The 24,622-nt window shown below is 66.4% G+C and carries 19 protein-coding genes; 15 read left to right on the forward strand and 4 right to left on the reverse strand.

The window, feature by feature from the left end; translation table 11 throughout:
- Positions 1 to 87: 87 nt before the first annotated feature.
- Positions 88 to 1,212 (reverse strand): GNAT family N-acetyltransferase, encoded by a 1,125-nt coding sequence (locus QP552_RS10370; protein ID WP_111112607.1) that lies wholly within the window; start codon positions 1,210 to 1,212, stop codon positions 88 to 90.
- Between the two features lie 177 nt (positions 1,213 to 1,389).
- Between QP552_RS10370 and QP552_RS10375 the strand changes: the two genes are divergently transcribed.
- Positions 1,390 to 2,898 carry an N-acetylmuramoyl-L-alanine amidase gene (locus QP552_RS10375; protein WP_286075822.1) on the forward strand — a complete coding sequence of 503 codons (1,509 nt, stop codon included), beginning with the start codon at positions 1,390 to 1,392 and terminating at the stop codon, positions 2,896 to 2,898.
- Between the two features lie 81 nt (positions 2,899 to 2,979).
- Here QP552_RS10375 and trxB read toward each other — a convergent pair whose 3' ends face one another.
- Positions 2,980 to 3,951: a thioredoxin-disulfide reductase gene (gene trxB / locus QP552_RS10380; RefSeq protein WP_106548561.1), complete on the reverse strand. Its 972-nt coding sequence runs from the start codon at positions 3,949 to 3,951 to the stop codon at positions 2,980 to 2,982.
- Between the two features lie 233 nt (positions 3,952 to 4,184).
- On the opposite strand from trxB, the gene QP552_RS10385 reads away from it, so the two are divergent.
- The 5 genes from QP552_RS10385 (at position 4,185) to QP552_RS10405 (ending at position 11,351) form a co-directional block, all read left to right on the forward strand.
- Positions 4,185 to 6,545, forward strand: a complete 2,361-nt coding sequence (locus tag QP552_RS10385; protein ID WP_106548560.1) for a DNA translocase FtsK — start codon at positions 4,185 to 4,187, stop codon at positions 6,543 to 6,545.
- Positions 6,546 to 6,583: 38 nt separating this feature from the next.
- Positions 6,584 to 8,527 carry a DUF3857 domain-containing protein gene (locus QP552_RS10390; protein WP_111112611.1) on the forward strand — a complete coding sequence of 648 codons (1,944 nt, stop codon included), beginning with the start codon at positions 6,584 to 6,586 and terminating at the stop codon, positions 8,525 to 8,527.
- Between the two features lie 111 nt (positions 8,528 to 8,638).
- The gene (gene lolA, locus QP552_RS10395; RefSeq protein WP_111112613.1) at positions 8,639 to 9,277 is read left to right on the forward strand and encodes an outer membrane lipoprotein chaperone LolA; all 639 of its coding nucleotides are present in this window, start codon (positions 8,639 to 8,641) and stop codon (positions 9,275 to 9,277) included.
- A gap of 218 nt (positions 9,278 to 9,495) precedes the next feature.
- The gene (locus QP552_RS10400; protein ID WP_227199431.1) at positions 9,496 to 10,773 is read left to right on the forward strand and encodes a replication-associated recombination protein A; all 1,278 of its coding nucleotides are present in this window, start codon (positions 9,496 to 9,498) and stop codon (positions 10,771 to 10,773) included.
- Between the two features lie 188 nt (positions 10,774 to 10,961).
- Positions 10,962 to 11,351 (forward strand): DUF805 domain-containing protein, encoded by a 390-nt coding sequence (locus tag QP552_RS10405; protein ID WP_106548556.1) that lies wholly within the window; start codon positions 10,962 to 10,964, stop codon positions 11,349 to 11,351.
- A gap of 73 nt (positions 11,352 to 11,424) precedes the next feature.
- Here QP552_RS10405 and QP552_RS10410 read toward each other — a convergent pair whose 3' ends face one another.
- A complete protein-coding gene (locus tag QP552_RS10410; protein ID WP_111112615.1) occupies positions 11,425 to 11,799 on the reverse strand; it encodes a hypothetical protein in 375 nt (124 codons plus the stop codon).
- A gap of 281 nt (positions 11,800 to 12,080) precedes the next feature.
- Here QP552_RS10410 and QP552_RS10415 point away from each other — a divergent pair, with 281 nt between their 5' ends.
- From QP552_RS10415 to QP552_RS10455, 9 genes are all read left to right on the forward strand, one after another.
- A complete protein-coding gene (locus QP552_RS10415) occupies positions 12,081 to 13,112 on the forward strand; it encodes an alpha/beta hydrolase-fold protein (protein ID WP_111112617.1) in 1,032 nt (343 codons plus the stop codon).
- Positions 13,113 to 13,234: 122 nt separating this feature from the next.
- Complete coding sequence (locus QP552_RS10420; RefSeq protein WP_111112703.1) at positions 13,235 to 14,611, forward strand: ATP-binding protein; 1,377 nt, start codon at positions 13,235 to 13,237, stop codon at positions 14,609 to 14,611.
- Between the two features lie 51 nt (positions 14,612 to 14,662).
- Positions 14,663 to 15,709, forward strand: a complete 1,047-nt coding sequence (locus tag QP552_RS10425; protein WP_111112619.1) for an ABC transporter substrate-binding protein — start codon at positions 14,663 to 14,665, stop codon at positions 15,707 to 15,709.
- Complete coding sequence (locus tag QP552_RS10430; RefSeq protein WP_106548552.1) at positions 15,706 to 16,749, forward strand: iron ABC transporter permease; 1,044 nt, start codon at positions 15,706 to 15,708, stop codon at positions 16,747 to 16,749. The genes QP552_RS10425 and QP552_RS10430 overlap by 4 nt, the downstream gene beginning before the upstream one ends.
- The gene (locus QP552_RS10435; RefSeq protein WP_286075829.1) at positions 16,746 to 17,507 is read left to right on the forward strand and encodes a heme ABC transporter ATP-binding protein; all 762 of its coding nucleotides are present in this window, start codon (positions 16,746 to 16,748) and stop codon (positions 17,505 to 17,507) included. Before QP552_RS10430 ends, QP552_RS10435 begins: the two co-directional genes overlap by 4 nt.
- Positions 17,508 to 17,571: 64 nt before the next feature.
- On the forward strand, positions 17,572 to 18,321 hold the full coding sequence (locus QP552_RS10440; protein ID WP_286075831.1) for a hypothetical protein: 750 nt from the start codon (positions 17,572 to 17,574) through the stop codon (positions 18,319 to 18,321).
- 495 nt (positions 18,322 to 18,816) lie between these two features.
- Positions 18,817 to 20,853 (forward strand): elongation factor G, encoded by a 2,037-nt coding sequence (gene fusA, locus QP552_RS10445; RefSeq protein ID WP_286075833.1) that lies wholly within the window; start codon positions 18,817 to 18,819, stop codon positions 20,851 to 20,853.
- A 312-nt stretch (positions 20,854 to 21,165) separates the two neighbouring features.
- Positions 21,166 to 21,438, forward strand: a complete 273-nt coding sequence (locus QP552_RS10450) for a hypothetical protein (protein WP_005409616.1) — start codon at positions 21,166 to 21,168, stop codon at positions 21,436 to 21,438.
- Between the two features lie 110 nt (positions 21,439 to 21,548).
- Positions 21,549 to 22,304, forward strand: a complete 756-nt coding sequence (locus QP552_RS10455; RefSeq protein ID WP_286075835.1) for a SapC family protein — start codon at positions 21,549 to 21,551, stop codon at positions 22,302 to 22,304.
- Here the strand turns inward: QP552_RS10455 and QP552_RS10460 are convergent, their stop codons facing one another.
- Positions 22,305 to 24,599 (reverse strand): ATP-binding protein, encoded by a 2,295-nt coding sequence (locus QP552_RS10460; protein WP_111112626.1) that lies wholly within the window; start codon positions 24,597 to 24,599, stop codon positions 22,305 to 22,307. It lies immediately after the preceding gene.
- Positions 24,600 to 24,622 lie beyond the last annotated feature (23 nt).

Genomic DNA, 24,622 nt, shown 5'->3' on the forward strand with positions numbered 1-24,622 from the left:
GTGCGGCTCTCGCTATTGCTCTGGTAGGTGCCCACCTTGGTTGGCACGCCCCCCCCCCGGGGGCACCCAGGTCGCGAATGCTCGAGACTACGGCACTGCACGGAACGGCCCATGTCCCTGCAGCTCCTGCTGGTAGCGCCGCACATCGCGTCGCTCCTGCCGGCACCAGTCCTGCAGTGCTTCTGCAAAGTCCGCATCAGCCACCCAGTGCCGGCTGCGTACCAGCGTCGGCAGGAAGCCCCGCGCCAGCTTGTGCTCGCCCTGCGCGCCCGGCTCGAAACGGGTCAGTCCTTCGCTCAGGCAGTACTCGATTCCCTGGTAGTAGCAGGCCTCGAAGTGCAGTCCGGGCAGGGTGGCGCCGCCCCAGTAACGGCCATACAGCGTGTCTCCGCCACGCAGGCACAGCGCGCCGGCAATCGGTTCGCCGTCCTGTTCGGCCAGGAACAGCACCAGCCCGCGGCCCAATGAAATGGCTAGGTGGCGCAGGAAGGCCTCGGTCAGCGCGGGGGCATTGCCGTACTCGAGGAAGGTCTGCAGATAGAAGCGGTACATCGCCTGCAGATCGGCGCGACTGGCGTCATCACCGTGCACAACGCGGAAGGTGATTCCCTGGCGGGTGACCTTGGCCCGTTCCTGGCGGATGTTCTTGCGGTGCTTGTGGTCCATCGAGGCGAGGAACTGCTCGAACGTGTGCCACTCGCCCGGGTTCTGCCACTGGAACTGCACGTCTTCACGCAGCAGCCAGTCATCGCCGAACAGCGCCTCGTCCACTGCGGTGTGGAAGTTGATATGGGCCGAGGACACGTCCAGCGTCGGCAGCGCATCGCGCAACGCCGACAGCAGCGCGGCGCGGTCTGAATCGTGACGGGCCAACAGCCGCGGCCCGGTGACCGGCGAGTACGGCACTGCGCCGAGCCATTTCGGGTAGTAGTCGCGGCCATGGCGCGCATAGGCGTTTGCCCAGGCGTGGTCGAACACGAACTCGCCGTGCGAGTTGGTCTTCAGGTAACCCGGAATGGCGCCCATCAGGCGGTCGCCTTCCCACAGGGTGAAGTGCCGGGGCTGCCAGCCCCAGTCCTCGCGCAGGCAGCCGTGTTGTTCCAGGCCCGAGAGGAAGGCGTGGCTGACGAAGGGGTTGCGGCCGTCGTGCAGGGCGTCCCAGTCGGTGGCGGCAATGGACTGCAGGGAGTCGAGGAAGCGGGGGGAGGGCATGGGGGAAGGATAGGGCAGGTGGAGTGCGAAAAGTATTGCCGCACTCGACTTGAGGATTATCCGAATTGGTCGAAATCGCGAGTCGGTTCAACGATGTAGCTGGGAGTTGGATAGGACATTCGATCTTCGCGCCCATCTGGCGCATACCCACATCGAAGGATTCGACATATGGAATGCATGCATGCTCTCCGTTGTTCTGCGTTTGCGCTGATCATTGCTGGCCTGGGCGCTGGGCCGGCAGCGATTGCCCGGCCCGTACAGGCGATCGAGAGTGATCCGGGGCTGGATCTGCTGCTGACGCGAGAGGCGCAGCGGATACTTGACGCACACCAGGTCCGAACGTCGCGGTCAACTCATGTGGTCGTAAATGCTTCGGTCGATCTGGAGCGTCAGCGACTGATCATTCGCTTCGGCCCCGGCATGTTGCCTGCGGAGGATGATCACTCGCTTGAGGAAATCGAGCAGTACATCCGGAGCTCGCTTGAGACTTATGCAATGAAATCCGGTGCGGGCGAGGTCCAGTCGGAGGTCCTGTACGAAGGAAGGCCCTACTGGGAGCACTTTCCAATCATGACTTCGGCACGATCTCAGTCATCGGATGCTTCGATGGTGAACTCGGTACTGGTCTCTGCAAGTCACGGTCTGGTTCGTGTACATCCTGGGTTGGAATGGGAGTTCCAGCGCCCCGCCATGAATGGCGTCCAGGAGGATCTGATCACCCCTGGCTATGCCGAAGAGCTGCAGCAGTTGATGGAAGAGCGCGGAGGACGGTTGGTCCACCGGGCGCGTCGCAATCAGGGCGACCTGCATCCAGAGTCCGGGCGGGCCTGGAGCGAAATGTCATCCAGATACCATCTCCGCGATCTGCTGCCGGATCGGCCGGATATCTGGAATCACTTTGCCAACAGCACGGCGACAGACAGGGAGGTTTCCGATGATATTCGTGCTCGGCCCTACTATGCGAATCATCTTGGTGCAGCGGGGTTGTTCAGCATTCACACGAATGCGGATGCCTCGGGTGCGGCTCGGGGAACGCGCGTCTATTACCATCCACGCAAGCCGGGTGATCAAAGGCTTGCCGACATGGTGCTCTGCTACATGCGCGAGCTCATTACGGCACAGGAGGGGTATGCAGACTTTCCTGTGGCTGCGGCTGGTGCAGCTGCCGGCCACGGCGAGAACGGTTTCGCGCAGATGCCATCCGTGGTTGTCGAAGTTGCCTTCCACACAAACCCAACCGATGCCGCAGCTTTGCTGGACCCGGCTTTTCGCACCGCCTCAATGAAGGGTGTCGAGAAAGGCTATCGGCTGTTCCGTGAAGGGGAGGGTTGCGTGCCGTTGAAGGTGGAGCCCATCCAGTCCATCGAGCTGTCCGCGGGGAGTTCGCGGCGCGTCGATGTGGTCTTTGAGGGCCACCCCCGATATCCGATTGATCTGGTCACCACCAATGTGGGCTGTCCGCCCGGATGGACCTGTACCGACGGCAAGGTCCACATCGCTGCACCGGACGAGAAGCCCAGTCAGATCATCATGAAGTGCGAGAACGCTGGCAGTGCCCCCTTGTTCTGGAGCACGCAGGTGGTCGATGCCGATGGGGTGAAATCGCCGCCGGTCAGGCACAGGGTGCAGTGCATACGGCGACCGGGTGGGTTGAGTGTTGCGGCGGCAGGGTTGGTTGGTCACTGAAGGCAAAAAAGGCCGGCGCTTTCGCGTCGGCCTTTTGTTTGAATCGAGCAGGGCTCGACTCTACAGAGCATGGTCAGCGTTTCAGCTGGCCTTGCCCTCGGCATCCAGGAAGCGCTCGGCGTCCAGCGCGGCCATGCAGCCGAAGCCGGCCGAGGTGATAGCCTGGCGGTAGTGCTGGTCGGCCACGTCGCCGGCGGCGAACACGCCTTCCACCGAAGTCTGGGTGGCGTTGCCGCCCAGGCCCGAACGGATTTCCAGGTAGCCGTTGTTCATCGCCAGCTGGCCATCGAACAGGGTGGTGTTCGGGTGGTGGCCGATGGCCACGAAGAAGCCGTGGGCATCGATGTCGCGGGTGCTGCCGTCCAGGGTGGACTTCACGCGCACCCCGGTCACGCCAGCGTCGTTACCCAGCACCTCCTCCACCTGGTGGTGCCAGACGGTCTCGATCTTGCCCTCGGCCACCTTCTTGAACAGCTTGTCCTGCATGATCTTTTCCGCCTTCAGGGTGTCGCGGCGGTGGACCAGGTAGACCTTGCGGGCGATGTTGGACAGGTACAGGGCCTCTTCCACGGCGGTGTTGCCGCCACCCACCACGACCACGTCCTGGTCACGGTAGAAGAAGCCGTCACAGGTGGCGCAGGCGGACACGCCGCGGCCCTTGAACTCGTCTTCGGTCGGAATGCCCAGGTACTTGGCGGTGGCGCCGGTGGCGATGATCAGCGCATCGCAGGTGTACTCGTGGCTGTCGCCGATCAGCTTGAACGGTCGCTGCGACACGTCAGCGGTGTGGATGTGGTCGAAGATGACCTCGGTCTCGAAGCGCTCGGCGTGGGCCTGCATGCGTGCCATCAGGTCCGGGCCCATCAGGCCGTGGGCGTCACCCGGCCAGTTGTCCACCTCGGTGGTGGTCATCAGCTGGCCGCCCTGCTGCAGGCCGGTGATGACGACCGGCTTCAGGTTGGCGCGGGCGGCGTAGACGGCGGCGGTCCAGCCGGCCGGGCCGGAACCGAGGATGACGAGACGCTGGTGGCGGGAGGGCAGGCTGGTGCTCATGTAGACTCGCGAAAAGGTAGATGGGACAAGGCGCTGCCGATGTTTGCGCAGCATCCGTGGCTGGTCATAGAGTGGCGGCTGGGGCAGGGCGATTCAAGCCGATGAACGGAACGCCGTCATCCAGCAGTGGTTTCGGCCCTCTGATTGGCCTGCCGGACGCCGCATAACTGAAAACTGACGCCGTCTCATTTATTATCAATCACTAACAGCGCATTCCAAAGGTATGGTCTAAGGTGGCGAAGCAGGTCCCCGAACGCTCCAAGTCCGACGACAGCAAGGCGTCACGTCGCACGGCCGCGGCGGCGACGACCGACAATCCACGCCGCCAACGCCTCTGGCGCGACCTTGGCCTGATCGCCATCGCGCCGGCGCTGCTGTACCTGGCGGCCAGTCTGTTCACGTATTCAGCGACCGACCCGGGCTGGTCGCATACCGGCAGCGTGGTCGCGCCGGTGCACAACCTCGGTGGCCGCGCCGGCGCCTGGATCGCCGACGTGCTGCTGCAGCTGTTCGGCTACATCGCCTTCCTGCTGCCGGTGGTGCTGGGCGCGCTGGCGTGGATCGCCATGTTCGGCCTCAAGCGCGAGAGCAAGGGCGAGAACGACCTGGACCCGGCGCTGCGCCTGGTCGGCCTGGTCGGCTTCCTGATCGCCGGTACCGGCTTCCTGCACGTGCGCCTGTTCAGTGGCGATGTTTCCAGCGCCGGCGGCATCCTCGGCAAGCTGGTGGGCAACTCGCTTACGGTGGGCTTCGGCGCGCTGGGCGCGAACCTGTTCGTGCTGGTGCTGCTGCTGGCCTCGATCACCCTGGCCACCGGGCTGTCCTGGTTCACGGTGATGGAGAAGATCGGCCGCGGGGTGATGTCACTGGCGCCGTTGCTGGCGCGCAAGAAGGAAGAAGTCACCGAGTGGCAGCAGACCCGGGTGATGCGCGAGGAGCGCCAGGAAGTGCGCAAGGCCGACGCCGAGGTGCGCGCCAAGCGCGAGCCGGTCAAGATCGAGCCACGCCCTGAACCGGTGATCGAGAAGAGCGACCGGGCCAAGCGCGACACGCAGATCCCGATGTTCCGTGGCGTCAATGGCGATGGCTCGGACCTGCCGCCGCTGGCCCTGCTGGACGATCCCAAGCCGCAGCCGGTGGGCTACGACAAGGAAACCCTGGACGCGCTGTCGCGGCAGATCGAATTCAAGCTGAAGGACTTCCGCATCGAGGCGCAGGTGGTCGGTGCCAATCCCGGCCCGGTCATCACCCGCTTCGAGATCGAGCCCGCGCCGGGCATCAAGGTCAGCCAGATCAGTTCGCTGGACAAGGACATTGCGCGCGGCCTGTCGGTGAAGTCGGTGCGCGTGGTCGACGTGATTCCGGGCAAGTCGGTGATCGGCCTGGAAATCCCCAACGTCACCCGCGAGATGATCTACCTGTCCGAGCTGCTGCGTTCGAAGGAGTACGACAAGTCGGCCAGCGTGCTGACCCTGGCGCTGGGCAAGGACATTGCCGGCCGCTCGACCGTGGCAGACCTGGCGCGCATGCCGCACCTGCTGGTGGCCGGTACCACCGGTTCGGGCAAGTCGGTGGCGGTCAACGCGATGGTGCTGAGCCTGCTGTTCAAGGCCTCGCCGAAAGACCTGCGGATGTTGATGATCGACCCGAAGATGCTCGAACTGAGCGTCTACCAGGGCATTCCGCACCTGCTGGCGCCGGTGGTCACCGACATGAAGGAGGCTGCCAACGGCCTGCGCTGGTGCGTGGCCGAAATGGAGCGCCGCTACAAGCTGATGAGCGCGGTGGGCGTGCGCAACCTGGCCGGCTTCAACAAGAAGGTGAAGGAAGCCCAGGACGCCGGCCAGCCGCTGATGGACCCGCTGTTCAAGCCGAACCCCGAGCTGGGCGAGGCGCCGCGCCCGCTGGAGACGCTGCCGTTCATCGTCATCTTCATCGACGAATTCGCCGACATGATGATGATCGTCGGCAAGAAGGTGGAAGAGCTGATCGCGCGCTTGGCACAGAAAGCGCGTGCGGCCGGCATCCACCTGATCCTGGCCACGCAGCGCCCGTCGGTGGACGTGATCACCGGCCTGATCAAGGCCAACATCCCGACCCGCATCGCCTTCCAGGTCAGCTCCAAGATCGACTCGCGCACCATCCTCGACCAGTCCGGCGCGGAAACCCTGCTCGGCCACGGCGACATGCTGTACCTGCCGCCGGGCACCGCGATGCCCGAGCGCGTGCACGGCGCGTTCGTCTCCGACGAGGAAGTGCACCGCGTGGTCGAGCATCTCAAGGCGATGGGCCCGGCCGATTACATCGACGGCGTGCTGGACGAAGTGCAGACGATGGGTGACGGCGTGGTCGTCGGCGCCACCGGCCTGCCCGAGAACAGTTCTGCCGGCGACGAGTCCGACCCGTTGTACGACGAGGCGCTGCGGGTGGTCACCGAGACCCGCCGTGCTTCGATCTCCGGCGTGCAGCGCCGGCTGAAGATCGGCTACAACCGCGCGGCGCGACTGATCGAGGCCATGGAAGCGGCCGGCGTGGTCAGTGCGCCCGAACACAATGGCGACCGCACGGTGCTGGCACCGCCGCCGCCGAAGTAAGACCCGACGTACCCCCACGACGTCCAAGGAACCGACGCATGCTTCACCCCGTCCCCAGCGCGCTGGCACTGGCGCTGGCAGCCTTCCTGGCTGCCGGCCCGGCACTGGCAGATACCGCCACCTCCGCGCCCGCCACGGCGCCGCCTTCCACCAGCGGCGATACCGAAGCCAGCAACAATTTCAGCATTGTCCGTTACCGCGCCGACTACCAGGTGCGGCCGGATGCGGGCAATGTGCAGACCGAAACCTACGAAGTCCTGCTCAAGACCAAGGCCTCCGTCGAGCAGTTCAGCCAGGTGCGGCTGAGCTACAGCGAGAAGATGGAAACGCTGGAAGTGCTTGGCGCCTACACCATCACCGCCGATGGTCAGCGCCGCGACGTGCCGGCCGACCGCATCTACACCCAGGAGAGCTACTCCAGCGCCTCGGCGGCGATGTATGCCGACCGCAAGGTGCGGGTGATCGTGTTCCCGAACCTGGCCCCGGGCACGCGCCTGTACTACCAGGTGCGCCGCACCCAGGCCACGCCGTACTTCCCGGGCTATTTCGGCCTGTGGGAGACGTTCAATGTGTTCACCGAGTACGAGGATGCCGAGGTCACCCTGAGTGCGCCGGCCAGCCTGCCGATGTTCGTCGACAGCCGTGGCGTGCAGGGCAGCGACCGGCCGACGGTGAAGAACGGCCAGGCCCAGTGGCGCTGGCGCTACCAGCGTCGCGAGGCGATGCCGGCGCAGAACTGGTCGGCAGCGGGCTGGGAGTTCGGCCCGAACATCATGGCCAGCACGTATCGTGACTGGGCGCAGATGGGCCGTGCCTACCAGCTCAAGGCCGGTCCGGCGGCCGAGGTGACCCCGGCGCTGCAGGCGCTGGCTGATGAGATCACCGCTGGCATCAGCGACCGGCGCGAGCAGGCCGACGCGCTCTACCGCTGGGTGGCGCAGAACATCCGCTATGTGGCGGTGTACCTGGGCAATGGCGGCCTGGAGCCGAACAGTGCGCAGAGCATCCTCGACAACCACTACGGCGACTGCAAGGACCACGTGACGATCCTGGAGGCGCTGCTGGCGGCCAAGGGCATTGCCAGTTCGCCGGTGCTGATCGGTGCCGGTGGTGGGCCGACGCTGCCGAAGATCCCGGTGCTGGGCCGCTTCAACCATGCCATCACCTACATTCCCGAATTCGATCTGTACCTGGATTCGACCACCGCGTGGGCCCGCTTCGGCCAGTTGCCGGAAGGCGATCTGGGCGCGCCAGTGATGCGCACCCGCGATGCCACCCTGGCACGCACCCCGGCCAATACGCCGGAGCGTAATGCCACCTCGATGGAGGTGCGTTTCACCTTCGACGCCAACGGCAACCTGCGCGGCGAGACGATTCCGAAATTGGGCGAGAACGCCGAGATCGGCATGCGCGCCCAGTTTTCCCAGCTCAACGCGCAGAACCGTGCGCGCGCTGAAGAGCAGATCATGGCCGCGTCCGGTTTCGATGGGCGAGGGCAGCTGCAGATCCAGGGCGTTCCGGTCGACCTGACCCGGCCGTTCGGCTATCGCATGGCGTTCCAGGCCGAGGACTACGCCGACTTCAGCGTGGCCGGTGGCATGGCCGTGCCAGACCCGCCAGGTGGGGAGTCCGTGCGCGGCTTGTACGCAACCGCCTCGGCGCCCGCCAACGAGACGCCGTTCTACTGCAATGCCAGCCTGCGCGAGGAAACCTACCGCCTGCAGTTCCCGGCCAATGCACCGATCATCGCCATTCCGGCCAGCCAGCGCTTCACCAACGCGGCCGGCGAGTACCGGGTGGACTGGAGTCGCGAAGGCCAGGAGGTCACCGTGCATCATCGCCTGCAGCAGAACGCGGTGCGCGGGCCGGAGGCGCTGTGCCAGCCGCAGGACTACGCCGCGTTCCGCGCGCTGTATCGCGAAGTGCGGCGCGGCTTCCGTGGCCAGGTGCTGTACGGCAAGCTGCCGGGATCCGGCGGCTGAATCGCCGATGGACGTTCAGGGCGGCATAATGTCGCCCTGATCGCCCATTCATCTTTGTCCGGGCACACTGGCAACCACCTTTCCTGGCGCCCGCGCCCACAGGATTCCCGCATGAACTTCCGCTTCCGCCGTTTTCTTGCCACCACCACCTTGGCCGTGGCCTGTGCTGCCGCCGGCAGCGCCTGGGCCGGCGCCCGCGATGACCTGAAGACCTTCACCAGTGGCCTGAAGGGGCTGGATGGCCAGTTCAGCCAGCAGGTGTTCGACAGCCGCGGCAAGGTGAAGGAATCGACCAGTGGCCGCGTGGCCCTGTCGGCGCCGCGCCTGTTCCGCTGGGAGTACGTGCGCCCACATGAGCAGCTGATCGTGGCCGACGGCAAGAAGGTCTGGATGTACGAGCCGGACCTGGAGCAGGCCACCGTACGCGAGCAGGGCAAGGAAGAGCAGAACAGCCCGCTGACCGCGCTGATCAACCCGGCACTGCTGGAACAGCAGTACGACGTCAGCGAAGAGGCCGCGCCGCGTGACGGCCTGCAGTGGCTGTCGCTGTCGCCGAAGCGCGAGACCGAAGCCAGCTTCCAGTACGCCGCGCTGGGCTTCAATGCCCAAGGCCTGGCCAAAATGGAAATTACCGACGCCGTCGGCCAGCGCACCGTGATCAGCTTCAGCGGCTGGAAGCGCAACCCGGGGTTCGCCGCTGGCACCTTCAGCTTCACCCCGCCGAAGGGCACCGACGTCATCGGTAATTGATGGGTGACGCCGGGCATGGCCCGGCGCTACCTGCTCTGGTAGGTGTCAACCGGCAACGCCTTGGTGGGTGCCAACCAGCACCGCCCTGGTGGGTGCCAACCTTGGTTGGCACGCTCTCGCGGTACAATGCGCAGGTGGCAAGACATCGTTCAACTTCCTTCCCCGGCCCCGATCTGCTGAGCGTCGATCGGGATCACCTGCGCCCGCTGGCCGAGCGCATGCGCCCGCGCACCCTCGACGAAATGGTCGGGCAGAAACGCCTGCTGGCGCCGGACAGTGCGCTGCGTCGCGCGGTCGAATCCGGGCGCGTGCATTCGATGATCCTCTGGGGGCCGCCCGGCTGCGGCAAGACCACGCTGGCGCTGCTGCTGGCCGAGTACTCCGACGCTGAATTCCGTGCCATCTCCGCGGTGCTGTCCGGTCTGCCGGAGGTGCGCCAGGTGCTGGCCGAGGCCGCTCAGCGCTTCGCCGAAGGCCGTCGCACGGTGCTGTTCGTGGACGAGGTGCATCGCTTCAACAAGGCGCAGCAGGATGCGTTCCTGCCGCACATTGAACGCGGCACCATTCTGTTCGTTGGCGCTACCACTGAGAATCCATCGTTCGAACTGAACTCGGCGCTGCTGTCGCGTTGCCGCGTACATGTGCTGGAGGCGGTCTCGCCGACCGACATCGTCGAGGCGCTGGAACGTGCACTGGGCGACCGTGAGCGCGGCCTGGGCGAGGAGGGCATCGAGGTCGCTCCCGAACTGCTGCTGGAAATCGCCACCGCCGCCGATGGCGACGTGCGTCGTGCGCTGACCCTGTTGGAGATCGCCGCCGAACTGGCGGGCGGGGAGGGCGGTCGCATCACGCCGCAGACCCTGACCCAGGTGCTGGCCGATCGTACCCGTCGCTTCGACAAGGGTGGCGAGCAGTTCTACGACCAGATCTCGGCGCTGCACAAGTCGGTACGCAGCTCCAACCCCGATGCGGCACTGTACTGGCTGACCCGCATGCTCGATGGCGGCTGCGATCCGTCGTATCTGGCGCGCCGACTGACCCGCATGGCCATCGAGGACATCGGCCTGGCCGATCCGCGCGCGCAGAGCATGGCGCTGGAGGCCTGGGACATCTACGAGCGGCTGGGCAGCCCGGAAGGCGAGCTGGCCTTCGCCCAGCTGGTGCTGTATCTGGCCAGTACCGCCAAGTCGAATGCCGGCTACGCCGCGTTCAACCAGGCCAAGGCCGATGTGCGCGAGAGTGGCACCGAAGAAGTGCCGCTGCACCTGCGCAATGCGCCGACCAAGCTGATGAAGGAGCTCGGCTACGGCGCCGAGTACCAGTACGACCACGACGCCGAAGGCGGCATCGCACTGGACCAGACCGGGTTCCCGGATGCGATGGGCGAGCGCGTGTACTACAACCCGGTGCCGCGTGGCCTGGAGATCAAGCTGAAGGAAAAGCTGGACCGCCTGCGCGCCGAGCGCGAGGCCGCGCGGGCCGCGAAGGGCCGCTGACCCGGCTTCCGTAGAGTCGAGCCATGCTCGACTTCGCCCTTGGCCGGAGCATGATCGCCTTCGGGAACAGCAGCCGAGCATGGCTCGGCTCTACAGGGGTAATGGCAGTCGAGCATGGCTCTGCTCTGCATTGTTCCCGGCGCCGGTCTTTGGCACACTGCGCGGCCACTTTTTCAAGGATTGATGCCGTGCAGGAAATGATTCTGCCGTTGAAGCGCTATGCCCAGTTCGAGGGCCGTGCCAACCGTCGCGAGTATTGGATGTACCAGCTGTTCCTGTTCCTGGTGGCGACGGCGGTGATGCTGCTGGCCGGCGTGCTGGCGATCCTGCTGCGCAACAGTCCCGATGCGCTGGCCGGCATCCTGATCGGCATGGTGGTGCTGCTGGGTGTGATGTGGCTGGCGACGATCGTTCCGCTGATCGCCGTGACCGTGCGCCGCCTGCATGACTGCAACCAGTCGGGCTGGTTGTTCCTGCTGGCGCTGGTGCCGGGCGGTGGAATCGTGATCATGATCTTCTCGTTGCTGCCGGGCACACCGCAGGAGAATGTCTATGGTCCGGTGCCTTCGGGGCCCTGACGCTGCGCGAGTCGAGCATGGCCCGACTCCACAGAGGCAACGAAAAGAAGCCGGCGTTTCGCCGGCTTCTTCTTTACTTGACGGTGCAGTCGCCGAAGGACAGGTAGTCCGTGCCGGAGCTGAACTGCAGCGTGCAGCTGGCGGTGAAGAGGGCGCCTTCCTCCAGGGCGCCCAGCTTGGCGGCCTGCTGGTCGTCAGAGGTGGTCAATCGGGCCAGGACGTTGCCCTGGTCATCGCCGGCCTCAACGAGCGGTTCGCCCGCCAGGTTGCTGGAGACGCCCAGCGCCACAGCGGTGAAGGTCACCGTCTGGTTGAGTTCTTCCATGCTCAGGGTCGAATTGCCGGCCTCTTCATAGGCCTGGTAGAGCGTCGGCAGATCCTGCGCGGCGTACGCGGCCAACGGTGCAAGCAGGCCGAGGGTAAGGGCGATCAGTGCGGTGTGCTTCAAGGGGGTCTCACAATCATGGGATCCGATCCCATGGCGGTTGTGTGCAGATGAACGCGACCCGGATGGCGGCAAGTGCCCGCCATCCATGGCTGCGCTGGAAGCGGGGCGATCCAATGCCCCGATGGGCGGCAAAATAGGGGAATTGCTGCCCCTTGCGCAACCCGGGCATGCGCGCGCGTGATACACAGCGTGACGTTTGATCGATGTGATAATCATTCGCGTTTAAGGTAGACTGCGGTCCCTTGTGAACCGGCGGCCGCGGGCCGCTCCTGCCGCCGCCGATGAAGCATTTCGTCCTGCCTTCGCCCCGTGGTCCGCTGGCCCGCGGCCTGGTCGCCTTGATGATGGGTCTGCTCCTGGCCACCCCCTACGCCCATGCGCAGCAGCGCAACCCGCTGCAGAAGATCGGCCACACCGTGCTCGACGAGCCCGCGGCCAGCTATCGTTTCGAGCAGTTCGTGGTGGACAGCCCCGACCAGCAGCGCCGCTGGCGGGTGAATGTGGCGATCCCGGCCAAGGCCGGCAAGGCGCCGCTGCCGGTGCTGTACGCGCTGGATGGCAACGCCGTGGCGATGGTGCTGGACCAGCCGATCCTGGCCGAGCTGGCCGCGCGCAAGGCGCCGCCGGTGCTGGTGCTGATCGGCTACGACAACGACCTGCGCATTGATTCGAAGGCCCGTACCCGCGATTACACCGCATGGATCGACCGCGCGGATGACGAGAGCGGTAGCACGCAGGCGGCAGGTGGCGGCGCCGCCGCCTTCCTCGACGTGATCGAGCGCCGCATCAAGCCAGAGGTCGAGCGTCGCGCACGCATCGATGCGCAGCAGCAATCGCTGTGGGGCCACTCGTTGGGTGGGTTGTTTGTGCTCAATGCGCTGTATACCCGCCCTGCCGCGTTCCAGTCCTATCTGGCGGCCAGTCCCTCGCTGTGGTGGAGCCAGGGCGCGGCGCTGGGCGATCCGGAACAGCAGTTCGTGCAGAACGTGCATGGCCAGCCGGCACGCGTGTGGCTGATGCTCGGTGGCGCCGAGCGCGTCGGCGATCGCGGCAAGCGCGACATGAACAATCCGCGCGTGGTCGCGCACCTGCGCCGCATTGGCGGAGCTACGCCAGATGCAGCCATGCAGTTGTCCGAGCGGCTGGCCAAGGTGCCGGGACTGAGCGTGCAGTACCGCGAGTTCGAGGGGCTCGGCCATGGCCCGATGCTGCCGGCCTCGTTCCACGCGGCGTTGCACGAGCTGTACGGCGTGACCGATCGCAGTGCCGGTGACGGCGGCGCCGCCACTGGCGGTGACAACGCCACCGAATGAATCCCTTCGCACGCAGTGCCGTGCGACCCCACTACCCAGGCGAGGCTGCCGGCGTGCAGCGGCCCAGGCAACCGATGAATCCCGCGCCGCGTGGCGCGGCCTACGTGTGCAAGGAGCCTTCCATGTCGTTCCGTCCTTCTTTCCGTCTCACCTCTCTCGCCGCGGGCTTGTTGCTGGCGGTGACCGCCACCGCGCAACCGGTGTTCGATCAGCCGGCCAACGCCACCTTCAAGGGCGAAGTCGTCTCGCGCGGTGAGAACGTGGTCCCCGGCAGCACTGCCGACGTGGTCGGTCGTGGCTTCGTGCCGGGCCAGAAGGTCAGCCTGCTGCGCGGTGACAGCGTGCTCAACGCGCAGCCGGTGGTGGTTGATGCCGATGGCAACTTCAAGACCCAGCTGAGCATTCCGGCCGACGCCGTGCCGGGCACCCATCCGGTGGTGGTGCGCGCCAGCCAGCCGGCCGCAGCAACGGTGCTGAAGCTGCGCGTGTCGCCGCAGCTGCCGCTGTCCGGCCAGGCGCAGTTCGCCACCCAGTCCAACAAGCTGGTGCCGGGCCTGTACCAGTCCGCCTACAGCGCCGCCAGCAATGCCGTGTTCGTCACCTCGGCCGTGGGCCGCCCGCCGGTGACCCAGTCGCAGCTGCTGAAGCTGGACCCGAAGTCGCTGAAGGTGACAAAGGCGATCACCCCGGCGCAGGTGCCGGGCAGCACCAACGGTGCGGTGTACGCGGTCTATGGCGTGGGCGTGGATGACACCAACGGCAATGTCTGGGTGACCAATACCCGCCAGAACTCGATTGCGGTCTATCGCCAGAAGGACCTGTCGCTGGTCCACCAGTTCCCGGTCGATGCCGTGCCGCATGCACGCGACGTGGTGGTCGACGGCACCCACGGCAAGGTGTTCGCTTCGGCCACCGGCGAGGACCACCTGTCGGTGTTCGATGCCAGGACTTTCAAGGAACTGCCGCAGGTGACGCTGGAGTCCGGCGTGGATGACGGCAAGTTCACCCCGATGAGCCTGGTGCTGGACGAGAAGGCCGGCAAGCTGTTCACCGTCAGCATCGGTACCCCGGAAGCGGCGGTGATCGATGTGGCCAGCGGCAAGGTCGACAAGGTCATCGACCTGGGCAATTCGATCAGTGCCTCCGGCGTGGCCTTCGATGCGGCGCGGAACCGCCTCTACGTGGCCTCGCAGGGCACCGACAACCTGCTGATCGTCGATGTGGCCGCCGGCAAGGTGCTGCACGACGTGCCGGTCGGCGCCGGTGCGCTGAACGTCGCCTTCGATGATGCATCCGGCCTGGCCTATGTGAGCAACCGCGGCGCCGGCACCGTCACCGTGGTGAACGGCGACGGCAAGGTGGTCGCCAACCTCGACGGCGGCACGCTGCCGAACCATGTCCGTGCCGATGGCAAGGGCAACGTGTTCGCGGTGAACAAGTCGCGCGGCGCTGAAGACCCGAAGGGTGACCGCATCACCCGCATCACCCCGAAGCAGTAAGTCACACGGCGGGGTGGCGTAAGTGTCGCCCCGCCAGCAAGGAGAATGTCCATGAACATCGCGTCCCGTCTGCGCCTGTGCGCACTTCCGTTGGCTGTTTCGCTGGCGCTGGCCGCCTGTGGCGGCTCCTCGGCCCCCTCGGATGCTGCGAAGCCTGCCGAGCCGGCGGCCGCAGCGCCGGCTGCGGAAACCGCGTTGCCAGCAGGCTGGCAGCGCGTGGCCGGTGCTGAGATGCCGGCTGTGCACGACCAGAAGGCCGTGCTGCCGGCCAAGGTGCATTCCGACGATGGCGCCGACGTCGAAGTGGCCGACACCAGCCGCATCATCGCCGGTGGCGACGATGTCATCGCGGTGATCGAGGCGCTGGGGCTGGGCAAGCAGGTGTTCGCTGCGCCGACCAACACCACCACCCAGGCCGGCCTGGCCGCACCGCACCAGTTCCTGTTCAACCGCACCACGGGCGTGGAAGGCGTGCTGAGCCTGAAGGGCTCGCTGTTCCTCGGCAACAGCCTGCGTCGGCATACCGAGCTGGCAAAGAAGCTGCGCGAAGTGGGCGAGCCGGCGGTGGTCATCGATGACCTGCAGCCTGCACCGGAGAAGGTGCGCAAGGTGGCCGCCGCGCTAGGGCTGGCCGAGGCCGGGCAGGCGCTGGCCACCCAGGTGCAGCGTCAGCTCGACGAGGCTGCAGCGATTGGCAAGGGGCTGGGCCATGCGCCACGAGTGATCCACGTCTCGGCAACAGGTGCCGGTGGCTCACCGACCGTGGCGGGTGCCGACAGCGCGTCGGCGCAGCTGATTGCCCTGACCGGCGGCGTCAACATCGGTACCGAGGCGGGAGTGAAGAACTACTCGCAGCTGAGCAATGAAGGCGTGGTTGCCGCGGCGCCGGAGGTGATCCTGGTGACCGAGCATGACCTGCAGCTGTTCGGCGGAGCCGAGGGCCTGTGGAAGGCGTACCCGACGCTGAAGCAGACCCCGGCCGGGCAGGCCAACCGGGTCTGGGTGATGCCGGATGTGCAGCTGAAGTACACCAGTGTCGGCTCCGGTGCCGGTGCGCTGGCGCTGGCCAAGGCGTTCGCGGCGATGCCGAAGGCATGAGTCCAGCGGATCGGCGCCGCCGTCGCGGGCGGACGATGTTGATGGTGGCGTTGCTGGCACTGTTGGGGGCAGTGCTGGCGTCGTTTGCCGTGGGTCCGCTGCGCTTGCCGCCGCTGGAAGTGATGCAGGCGCTGGCGGTGAAGCTGGGCCTTGTCGATCCGCAGGCGGTCAGCAGTCGCGATCTGGCCGTGGTCTGGCAGCTGCGCATCCCGCGTGCCCTGCTGGGCGCGATGGTGGGCGCGTCACTGGCGATGGCCGGTGCCAGCCTGCAGGGCTTGTTCGGCAATCCTCTGGCGGATCCGGGCATCGTCGGTGTCAGCCAGGGTGCGGCGCTGGGTGCGGTGGCCGCGATCGTGCTGGGCGCTGCCGGTGCCGCCGGCTGGCTGGTGCCGGTAGCCGCATTTGCCGGCGGTGCGCTGGCCATCGGCCTGACGTATGCGTTGGCCCGGCCCGGCAAGGGCACGGGTAACGCCACGCTGCTGCTGGTCGGCATCGCGATGGCCGCGTTCTGCTCGGCGCTGATTGGTTTCCTCACTTACATCGCCAGCGAAAGCGAACTGCAGTCGCTGGTGTTCTGGCAGATGGGCTCGCTGGCACGCGCCAACTGGGCCGACGTGGCGGCGGTGGTGCCGTTGTTCGCCATTGGCGTGTTCGCGTTGCAGCGGCTGGCTACGCCGCTGGACATGCTGGCGCTGGGCGAACGCCAGGCGCAGCACCTTGGGCTGGACGTTACCCGCACGCGTCGCCGACTGGTGGCGTTCAGTGCGCTGCTGGTGGGTGCGGCCGTGGCGTTTGCCGGCTCGATCAGCTTCGTTGGCCTGGTGGTGCCACACGTGGCACGCCTGCTCGTCGGCCCGGGTCATCGCTGGTTGCTGCCGTTGTCCGGCCTGCTTGGCGCGCTGCTGATCGTGGTGGCCGACACCGCAGCCCGCACGCTGGATCCACCGGCGGAGATTCCGCTGGGCCTGTTCTCGGCTGCGCTCGGCGCGCCGTTCTTCCTCTGGCTGGTGCTGCAGCAGCGCCGCAAGGCGGCACCATGAGCGTGCTGTTGAAGCTGCACGACGTGGTGGTGCGCCGCCAGCAGCGCGAGATCCTGCATGGCATTTCGCTGGCGTTCGAGCCCGGCACGGTGACGGCGTTGGTCGGCCCGAATGGCGCAGGCAAATCCACGTTGCTGGCGGTTGCGGCCGGCGATCTGCGCGCCGATGCGGGCGAGGTGAGTCTGCTGGGCAAGCCGCTGGCCAGCTACAAGGCCGGACCACTGGCGCGCGAGCGCGCGGTGATGCCGCAGGAGCACGGCGTGCGGTTTGCCTTCAGCGTCGAAGAGGTGGTGGCGATGGGGCGGTTGCCGCATCCGCCGGATCCGGTTGTCGATGATGCCCAGGTGGAAGCGGCGATCGATGCCGCTGAACTGCAGGCGCTGCGCCTGCGGGAAGTGCAGCAACTGTCTGGTGGTGAGTCCGCCCGAACCACGTTCGCGCGCGTGCTGGCGCAGGACACGCCGCTGCTGCTGCTGGATGAGCCGACTGCCGCGCTGGACCTGCGCCATCAGGAGCGCACGCTGCGCAGCGTGCGCGCTTGTGCCGGAGCCGGTGCCTGCGTGATCGTGGTACTGCATGACCTGAATCTGGCGGCCGGCTATGCGGACCGTATCGTGCTGCTGGAGCAGGGCAGGGTGGCGGCCGATGGCACGCCCTTGCAGGTGCTGACCGAGGACAATCTGCAGCGCGTCTACCAGCAGGATGTGGTGGTGCTGGAGCACCCGCGGCGCGGAGTGCCGCTGGTGGTGGTGACCTGAGCCACGGTTCACCAGCTTGCTCCGGGTATCATGGTTGCTTCGTTTTCTTCAATGGACTGATGCCATGATCCGTACCGTTACGCGCGGTGTGCTGCTTGCCGCGATGATTGCTTCGGTGTGCGCTGCCAATGCAGCGTCGACCTCCCAGGTTTCGCTGACCAATGCGGCTGAGAACGCCTCACTGATCGAGACCCGGCATTCCAGTGGCGACGGTGCCGCTGTGACGTCGATGAAGACGCAGTACTTTGCCAACGAGGAAATGTCGGTGAGCTGGGACGACCAGCAGGTGCTGGTGCTGTGCAGTGAGGCGGCGTACCTGCAGATTCCTGCCGCCAAGCTCAAGGCAGGAGCGTTGACCGCCGAGCAGCGGCAGATGATCGTCTATCAGGCACTGATGTCCGGCCTGGGGGCTGTCGCGGGCGTTGTCGGGCCGGCAGGTGAGGTGGTAGCCGTGGCTGATGACGGTAGTGAGACCCGCAGCGTTGGCGAGAACAGGTGGGCGTATGGCGTTGAGCGCTACGACGTGATCACCCAGCGGTTGCCGGACGGTGCACTCCGGGTCCGAACCCGCAAGACGGAAACCGTGAATACCACGCCGCCAGCGGGTCCGGATGACATGTTCAGCACCGAGGACGACCAGGCGGCACGCTTGTCCGAACTGGCGCCGGTGGGCAGTTGGACTGAAGTAGTGGTGCGCGGTGGCGCGCGCCAGCCGCATGTGGATCCGGCGATGTCGCTGCAGGGCTGGATCTCGATGGGGGATGACCGGGCTGCGACGGTGGCCGAGGCACGCAAGCTGCACGGCTGCAAGTAAGGCATGGCAGAAGGGTCAGATCCCTTTGCCAAGGGCAAAGGGATCTGACCCTGATCGTTGCCGGCCTCATCGTTCCATTTATGTGCGCAATATTCACTTGCGCGCCAGATTGGCAGGTCTAGAATGCGCTCCATGAACCGGATGCCGCTCCTGAAGTTTTTCACCCTGACCCGCGCAAGCGCGGAACGGGCGTGTCTGCCTGGAGCCCTACGAGGCCGCTGAAACGGCTATCGCTGGACCTTCGACAGAGCGCCCTTCGGGGCGCTCTTTTCGTTTCTGCTTTCCCGCAAGTCGACTAACAGTCGACTCTACCCAGTCGACTCTACCCAGTCGACTCTACCAAGCTGACTCTACCCAGCCGACCAACAGTCGACTCTACCCAGTACCCAAGGAGAACGTGCCATGCACCAGATCGCCGAGACCGAACGCTAGCCGCGCACCCTGTCGCCAACCGGGGTGCGCGGCCTCCGAAGTTGGCTTTGCAGGAATCTCTTCATGAACACCCAAGTCCTTTCCCGTCGCCGCAACCTCGGCATCATTGCCCACATCGACGCCGGCAAGACCACGCTGACCGAACGCCTGCTATGGAAAAGCGGCGAGATCCACCGCGTCGGCGAAGTGCACGACGGCAACGCGACCACCGACTTCTCGGCGATCGAGCGCGAACGTGGCATCACCATCGGCGCGGCCGCCGTGCAGGCGCAGTGGGCGCCGCGCGACCTGCCGCCCCATCGGTTGACCCTGATTGATACGCCCGGCCACATCGACTTCGCCATTGAAGTCGAGCGTTCGCTGCGCGTGCTCGACGGCGCCGTGGCGGTGTTCTCGGCCGTGGATGGCGTGCAGCCGCAATCGGAGACGGTGTGGCGCCAGGCGCGCCGCCATCGCGTGCCGCTGATTGCCTTCGTCAACAAGATGGATCGCGTCGGCGCCTCGTTCGAGCGCGTGCTGGAGCAGTTGCAGGACAAGCTGCAGGCACGCCCGTGGGCGCTGGGCGTACCGCTGGGCAGCGAAGGTGGCTTCAACGGTTGGGTCGATCTGGTCGATGAGCGCGTGCTGCAGTGGCAGGACGGTGCTGTGGCGACGATCACCCCGTGGGACGACACGCTGCGCGCGGCATGGCAAGCGCAACGCGATGTATTGGTCGAGGCGGTAGCCGATCACGATGAGCAGCTGGCCGATGCCTGGCTGGAAGGGCGCGTGATCGATGCCGAACAGCTGCGCGCAGCGATTCGCCGGGCGACGCTGGCGGGTGCGGGCGTGCCTGTGCTGGCCGGTGCAGCGTTCAAGGACAAAGGCATCGAGACGCTGCTGGACGCCGTGGTCGATTACCTGCCATCGCCGTTGGACCGGCCTGCCGTGACCGCTGAAAGCGAGGGCGGCGAGGTGGTGCTGCCGCCGGACCCGGATGGCCCGCTGGCAGGCCTGCTGTTCAAGATCACCCATCAGCAGCACGGCGCCCTCAGCTTCGTGCGGCTGTACTCGGGCACCTTGAAGGTGGGCGACGCGGTGGCCAGCTCGCAGCACCCGCAGGGCCGGCGTGTCAGCCGGCTGGTGCGGGTGCAGGCCGACCAGACCCATGACATCGAACAGGCCGTGGCCGGCGACATCGTGGCGGTGCTGGGCTGGAAGGATGCAGCCAGCGGTGAAACGCTGAGCGGCCGTGCACAGCCGCTGCGCCTGGAGAACATCCAGGCTCAGGCGCCGGTGCTGGCGTGGCGGCTGGAGCCGGCGCGTGCAGCCGACCTGATCCGGATGGCGCAGGGCCTGGCCAGCCTGGCCCAGGAAGATCCCTCGTTCCGCGTCGAAACCGACCGCGACACGGCGGAGACCCTGGTCTGGGGCATGGGCGAGCTGCACCTGGAGGTGATGGTCGAGCGCCTGCGCAGCGAATGGAAGGTTGATGTGGGCGTGGGTGCGCCGCGCGTGGCCTACCAGGAGACACCGATGCGCGCGATGTCCGGCGTCGTCGGGCGGCTGGTCAAGCAGACCGGCGGCCAGGGCCAGTTCGCGCACGTGGTGCTGGATGTGGCGCCGCGCGACGACGACCAGGTGGTGTTCAACGACCGCATCGTCGGTGGCGTGGTGCCGCGCAGCTTCATTGCAGCGGTGGAGAAGGGCGTGCGTGCCGCGCTGTCGGAGGGTCCGCAGGGTCATCCGGTGGTCGGTATCGAGGTCAGCCTTGTCGATGGCCAGACCCATGCGAAGGACTCCTCCGAAATGGCGTTCCATCGCGCGGGTGCCGAGGCGATCAAGGCGGCGCTGGCAGAGGGTGGCACGCAGCTGCTGGAGCCGGTGATGGCGGTGACGGTGCATTCGCCGTCAGCGTCGGTGGGTGATGTGGTCGGCGACCTCAACCGCCGCCATGGTCGCATCACCCGCATCGACGACCAGGAGGGTCGGGCTGAGGTCAATGGCTTCGCGCCGTTGGCGCAGCTGGTGGGTTACACCACCTCGCTGCGTTCGCTCAGCCAGGGACGCGCCAGCAGCGAAGCGCACCTGCATGGGTACGAGCCGGTGCGGGTTGCATGAGGAAGGTGAGGGGGGCCCGTGCGCGGGCTCCCTTTTTTGTGTTGGCGTGGGTGTGCGTATCCACGCGTGGCGTGGATCTACCGCGGGTTGGCGGGGTTTCGTATCCACGCGTGGCGTGGATCTACCGGGTGTCGGAGGGTTTGCGTGTTGAAGTGGGGCTGCGGTAGATCCACGCCATGCGTGGATGAATTCGTCGCGTCACTTTCTTTTTTGCACTGCGCTGCAACAAAACTGCAGAAAAAGCTGGATTAAAGTGATGCCTCACGATAAATTGCGCACCCCCCGTTGCTCGCCGCCGCCCGCACCCCTCTCATGCGTGATGACAAAGACCCCGGAACCCTGGAGCTGACCCTGCCGCGAAAGCGCGGTCGTCCGCCCAAGTTCGGGTACGCCATGAGTGATGCGCAGCGGGCCGCACGCTATCGCGCGCGGCGGGCGGGGCAGGCCAACCATGCCGATGTGCGCTCCTGCTCGGACATGGTGCTGCTGGACAAGATCCGCGCGGCGGTCAGCGCCCGCGACACCGAGCTGGCCGGTTTTCTGGTCCATGTGCTCTGGCAGCGATACCCCCTGCAGCTGAAATAGGCCGTCTATGGGGTGGCCGTTGTCATCGAGCTTGTTGATAATGCGGGATTCAGGTTGTTCCCGCTGGCGCGCCCGGGATGGCAGGCGCGCATGATCGAACGGTTCCCAAGATGACCACCACCAGCGACACCACCACCGAAGCGGCGCCGAGCAACGCCCCCCTGTTCTACACCCGTCCGGTGCCGCTGCAGGCCGATGTGCACGCCGACCTGCGCATCCTGCCGGGCAGGCTCGAGTTTGCCGCGGGCAACAACGCCATTCCGCTGGTGCTCGGCGAGTTCTCGCTGGCGCTGCACCACTTCCCGATCCTGTTCGCTGGCCCGACCGCAGTGCCGATGGCCGCCGTTGGCGTGTCCGACCAGAACCTGTTCATCAAGGGCGGCCTGTGGGAAGACGAGGCCTATATCCCGGCCTACCTGCGTCGCCACCCCTTCATCTTCATCGACACCGGCTCGGACAATGACTTCCTGCTGGGCATCGACGAAGAGAGCTCGCGCGTGGTCAAGGGCGGTGACGAAGGCCAGCCGCTGTTCGTCGACGGCAAGGCCACCGACATGGTGCAGCAGGCGCTGGAGTTCTGTGGCCAGTTCACCCGTGAGCACGAACAGACCCAGGCCTTCTCCAAGGCCCTGATCGACAACGGCCTGCTGGTCGAGCGCAATGCCACCGTGCGTACCCCGGATGGCCGTGAGTTCAACCTCAATGGCTTCCAGGTCGTCGACGTCGAGAAGTTCGTCGCGCTGCCGGAAGCGACCGTGGTCGAGTGGCACCGCAGCGGGTGGCTGGCCCTGATCCACCAGCACCTGATGTCGCTGGGTCGCTTCAACGACCTGACCCGTCGCCAGGTCGAGCGTCTGGCGGCCTGATCAGGCCCTGGGCATGGCTTCCGCAGTGCGGGAGCCATGCCATTGCTGAAGGACTCGCAACAGGCGTCGCGCATCGGCCCAGTCGGGCGTGGGCTCGCCAGCCAGGTCCCACAGGTCGGCCGCAGTGTCGGCCTGCGCGGCGGCGCCGCACATCTGCAGCGCGCCCTGCAGGCGATGGGCATGGTGGCAGAGGGAGGTTGCATCAGCGGCTTCCACGGCCTGTTCAATCTGCGCCAGTTCGTGGCGGATGTCTTCCCGATAGGTCAGATCCCGGCAGGCAGGGGCTACGGACCGCTCGGTGTAGCCGTCAATGGGCAGGTCCAGTGCCAGCAGCAGGTCCGCAACCTGCAACGGCTTGGCCAGGCTGGCATCGAAGCCAGCCTTGCGGGCGCGCATTGCGTGCCGAGGCCCCTTCCTTGCTGATAGCGCAATCAGTCGCAATGGCTGTTGTGCCTGACGGCGCAGCTGTGTGGCCAATGCGTAGCCGTCCATGTCCTGCAGCCCGATGTCGAGCAGCACCACGCTGCGCGGTTGTGCGGCCTGCTCGGCGAGCGCGCTGGCGGCGTCGGCAAGCGTACGCACGTCGGCGCCCAGCCGTCGCAGCTGCTCGCCGATGATCCGGCGATTGAGCGCATGATCCTCGACCAGCAGCAGGTCGAATCCAGCCAGTGGTGTGTCGTTTTCGAGCATGCCGACGGACGCCTCCCTTTTGCTGACTGCCCGCACCGGCAGGCGCAGAGTGAAGCGACTACCACGCCCATGCACGCTGTGCGCGGACAGATTGCCGCCCATCGCCTGGCTGAGTTCATGCGCGATCATCAGGCCCAGCCCGCTGCCGCCGCGCGCCTGCCCGCCTTCACACTGTTCGAATGGGCGGAACAGCAGGGCCATCTGCCTGGCCGGGATGCCGATGCCGCTGTCGATCACGTCCAGCAGCAGCTCCTGAGGATGGTCGGCCGGTGTCAATTTCAGGCGCAGCTCGATGCCGCCGATATCGGTGAACTTCAGCGCATTGCCAAGCAGGTTGTCGACAATCTGGCGAAACCCCTCCCGATCAAGTGCAACAGCCGGGGCGGGGTCGGGCTGGCACTCGAAGCGAAGCGCCAAGCCCTTCTGTCGCGCGTGTGGCCGCAGGGCATCCAGTGATTGACGGCAGAGTCGGGCAATGTCGCACGGTTGTGCCTGGGGCCTGTAGGTTCCGCTGGCCAATCGTGAGAATTCCAGCGATCGATTGAGCAGGCCGCGCAGCGAATGCCCAGCCACATGCGCGGCCGCGAGTAGTTCGCGCTGCCGCCTGGGCGATGGAGACTGGCCGAGCAAGTCGATCGAGGCGAGCACGGTCTGCGCAGCATTGCGCATCTCGTGGCTGATCATGCCGACCGCGCGCGCTTGGCTCCGACCCTTGCGGGCCCGGTGGCTGTGCACCGCGCGCCACAGCAGGGGGATGCCGGCCAGTGTGGCAAGCAGGGTGAGCAGCCAGGGCGAAGAGGGCGCGCGCATCCAGTCCAACGCGCGCTCGATGGTCGCGGGCACTGCCTGCTGGGCCCACGCCTGCAACAGGCTGGCATGCTCTTCCAGCGTGATGTCGCGCAGGCCCTGCTCGATGCGCAGCAGCAGTTGCCGGTCCTCGTCGCGCGTAAGCAGGTGCAGGTCGGTGGAAAAGTCGCTGTCGAACCGCTGAAGCTGCAGTTGCCCGCGGAAGTGATGCCGGATCAGGGGCCGCAAGGTCGTTTCCAGGCCGATCGCGACGTCGGCGATGCCACTCTCGACCGCCGCCAGCGCGGCATGGCGGTCGGCCAGGTGCAGCCGCTGGATGCGCGGATGGTGCAGCGCAAGCCAATCGGCGTAGGGTCCGCCTTCGACGACGGCCAGTACCCTCGTTCCCAATTCCGCAATATCGTGCGGCAGGGGCTGGCCGGCGCGCCCGGCCAGCATGGTTCTTCCTCCGGGAAACGCGACCGACTCCAGCAGTCCTGGGCAGGGACGTGGCTGCTGGCGGGATCGCCCCATCACCAGCACCAGATCGGCCTTGTGCTGGCAGACCGCGACAACAGAGGCGCTGCCACTGGGGTAGGCCTGCTCCAGGAAACGCAGCCGTGCGTGTCGTTCCACAAGGCTGGCATAGCCATGGGCGAGGCTCGGCATCGGCGCCGAATCGGCGAGGGCGGCGGGCATCTGGCGCAGGGCGGGTGCGGTGGCCACCCGGACCTCGCGCCCCGACTCCCATGGCCGGGTTGGCGCGTCTTCCGCGGACGCCACAGGCAACAGAAGCAGCGCCAGCAGCAGGGCCGGCATGTGCCGTTGCAATCGGCTGGCCG

The sequence above is a fragment of the Stenotrophomonas sp. 59 genome (genome assembly GCF_030291095.1).
Taxonomy (GTDB): Bacteria; Pseudomonadota; Gammaproteobacteria; order Xanthomonadales; family Xanthomonadaceae; genus Stenotrophomonas; species Stenotrophomonas maltophilia_Q.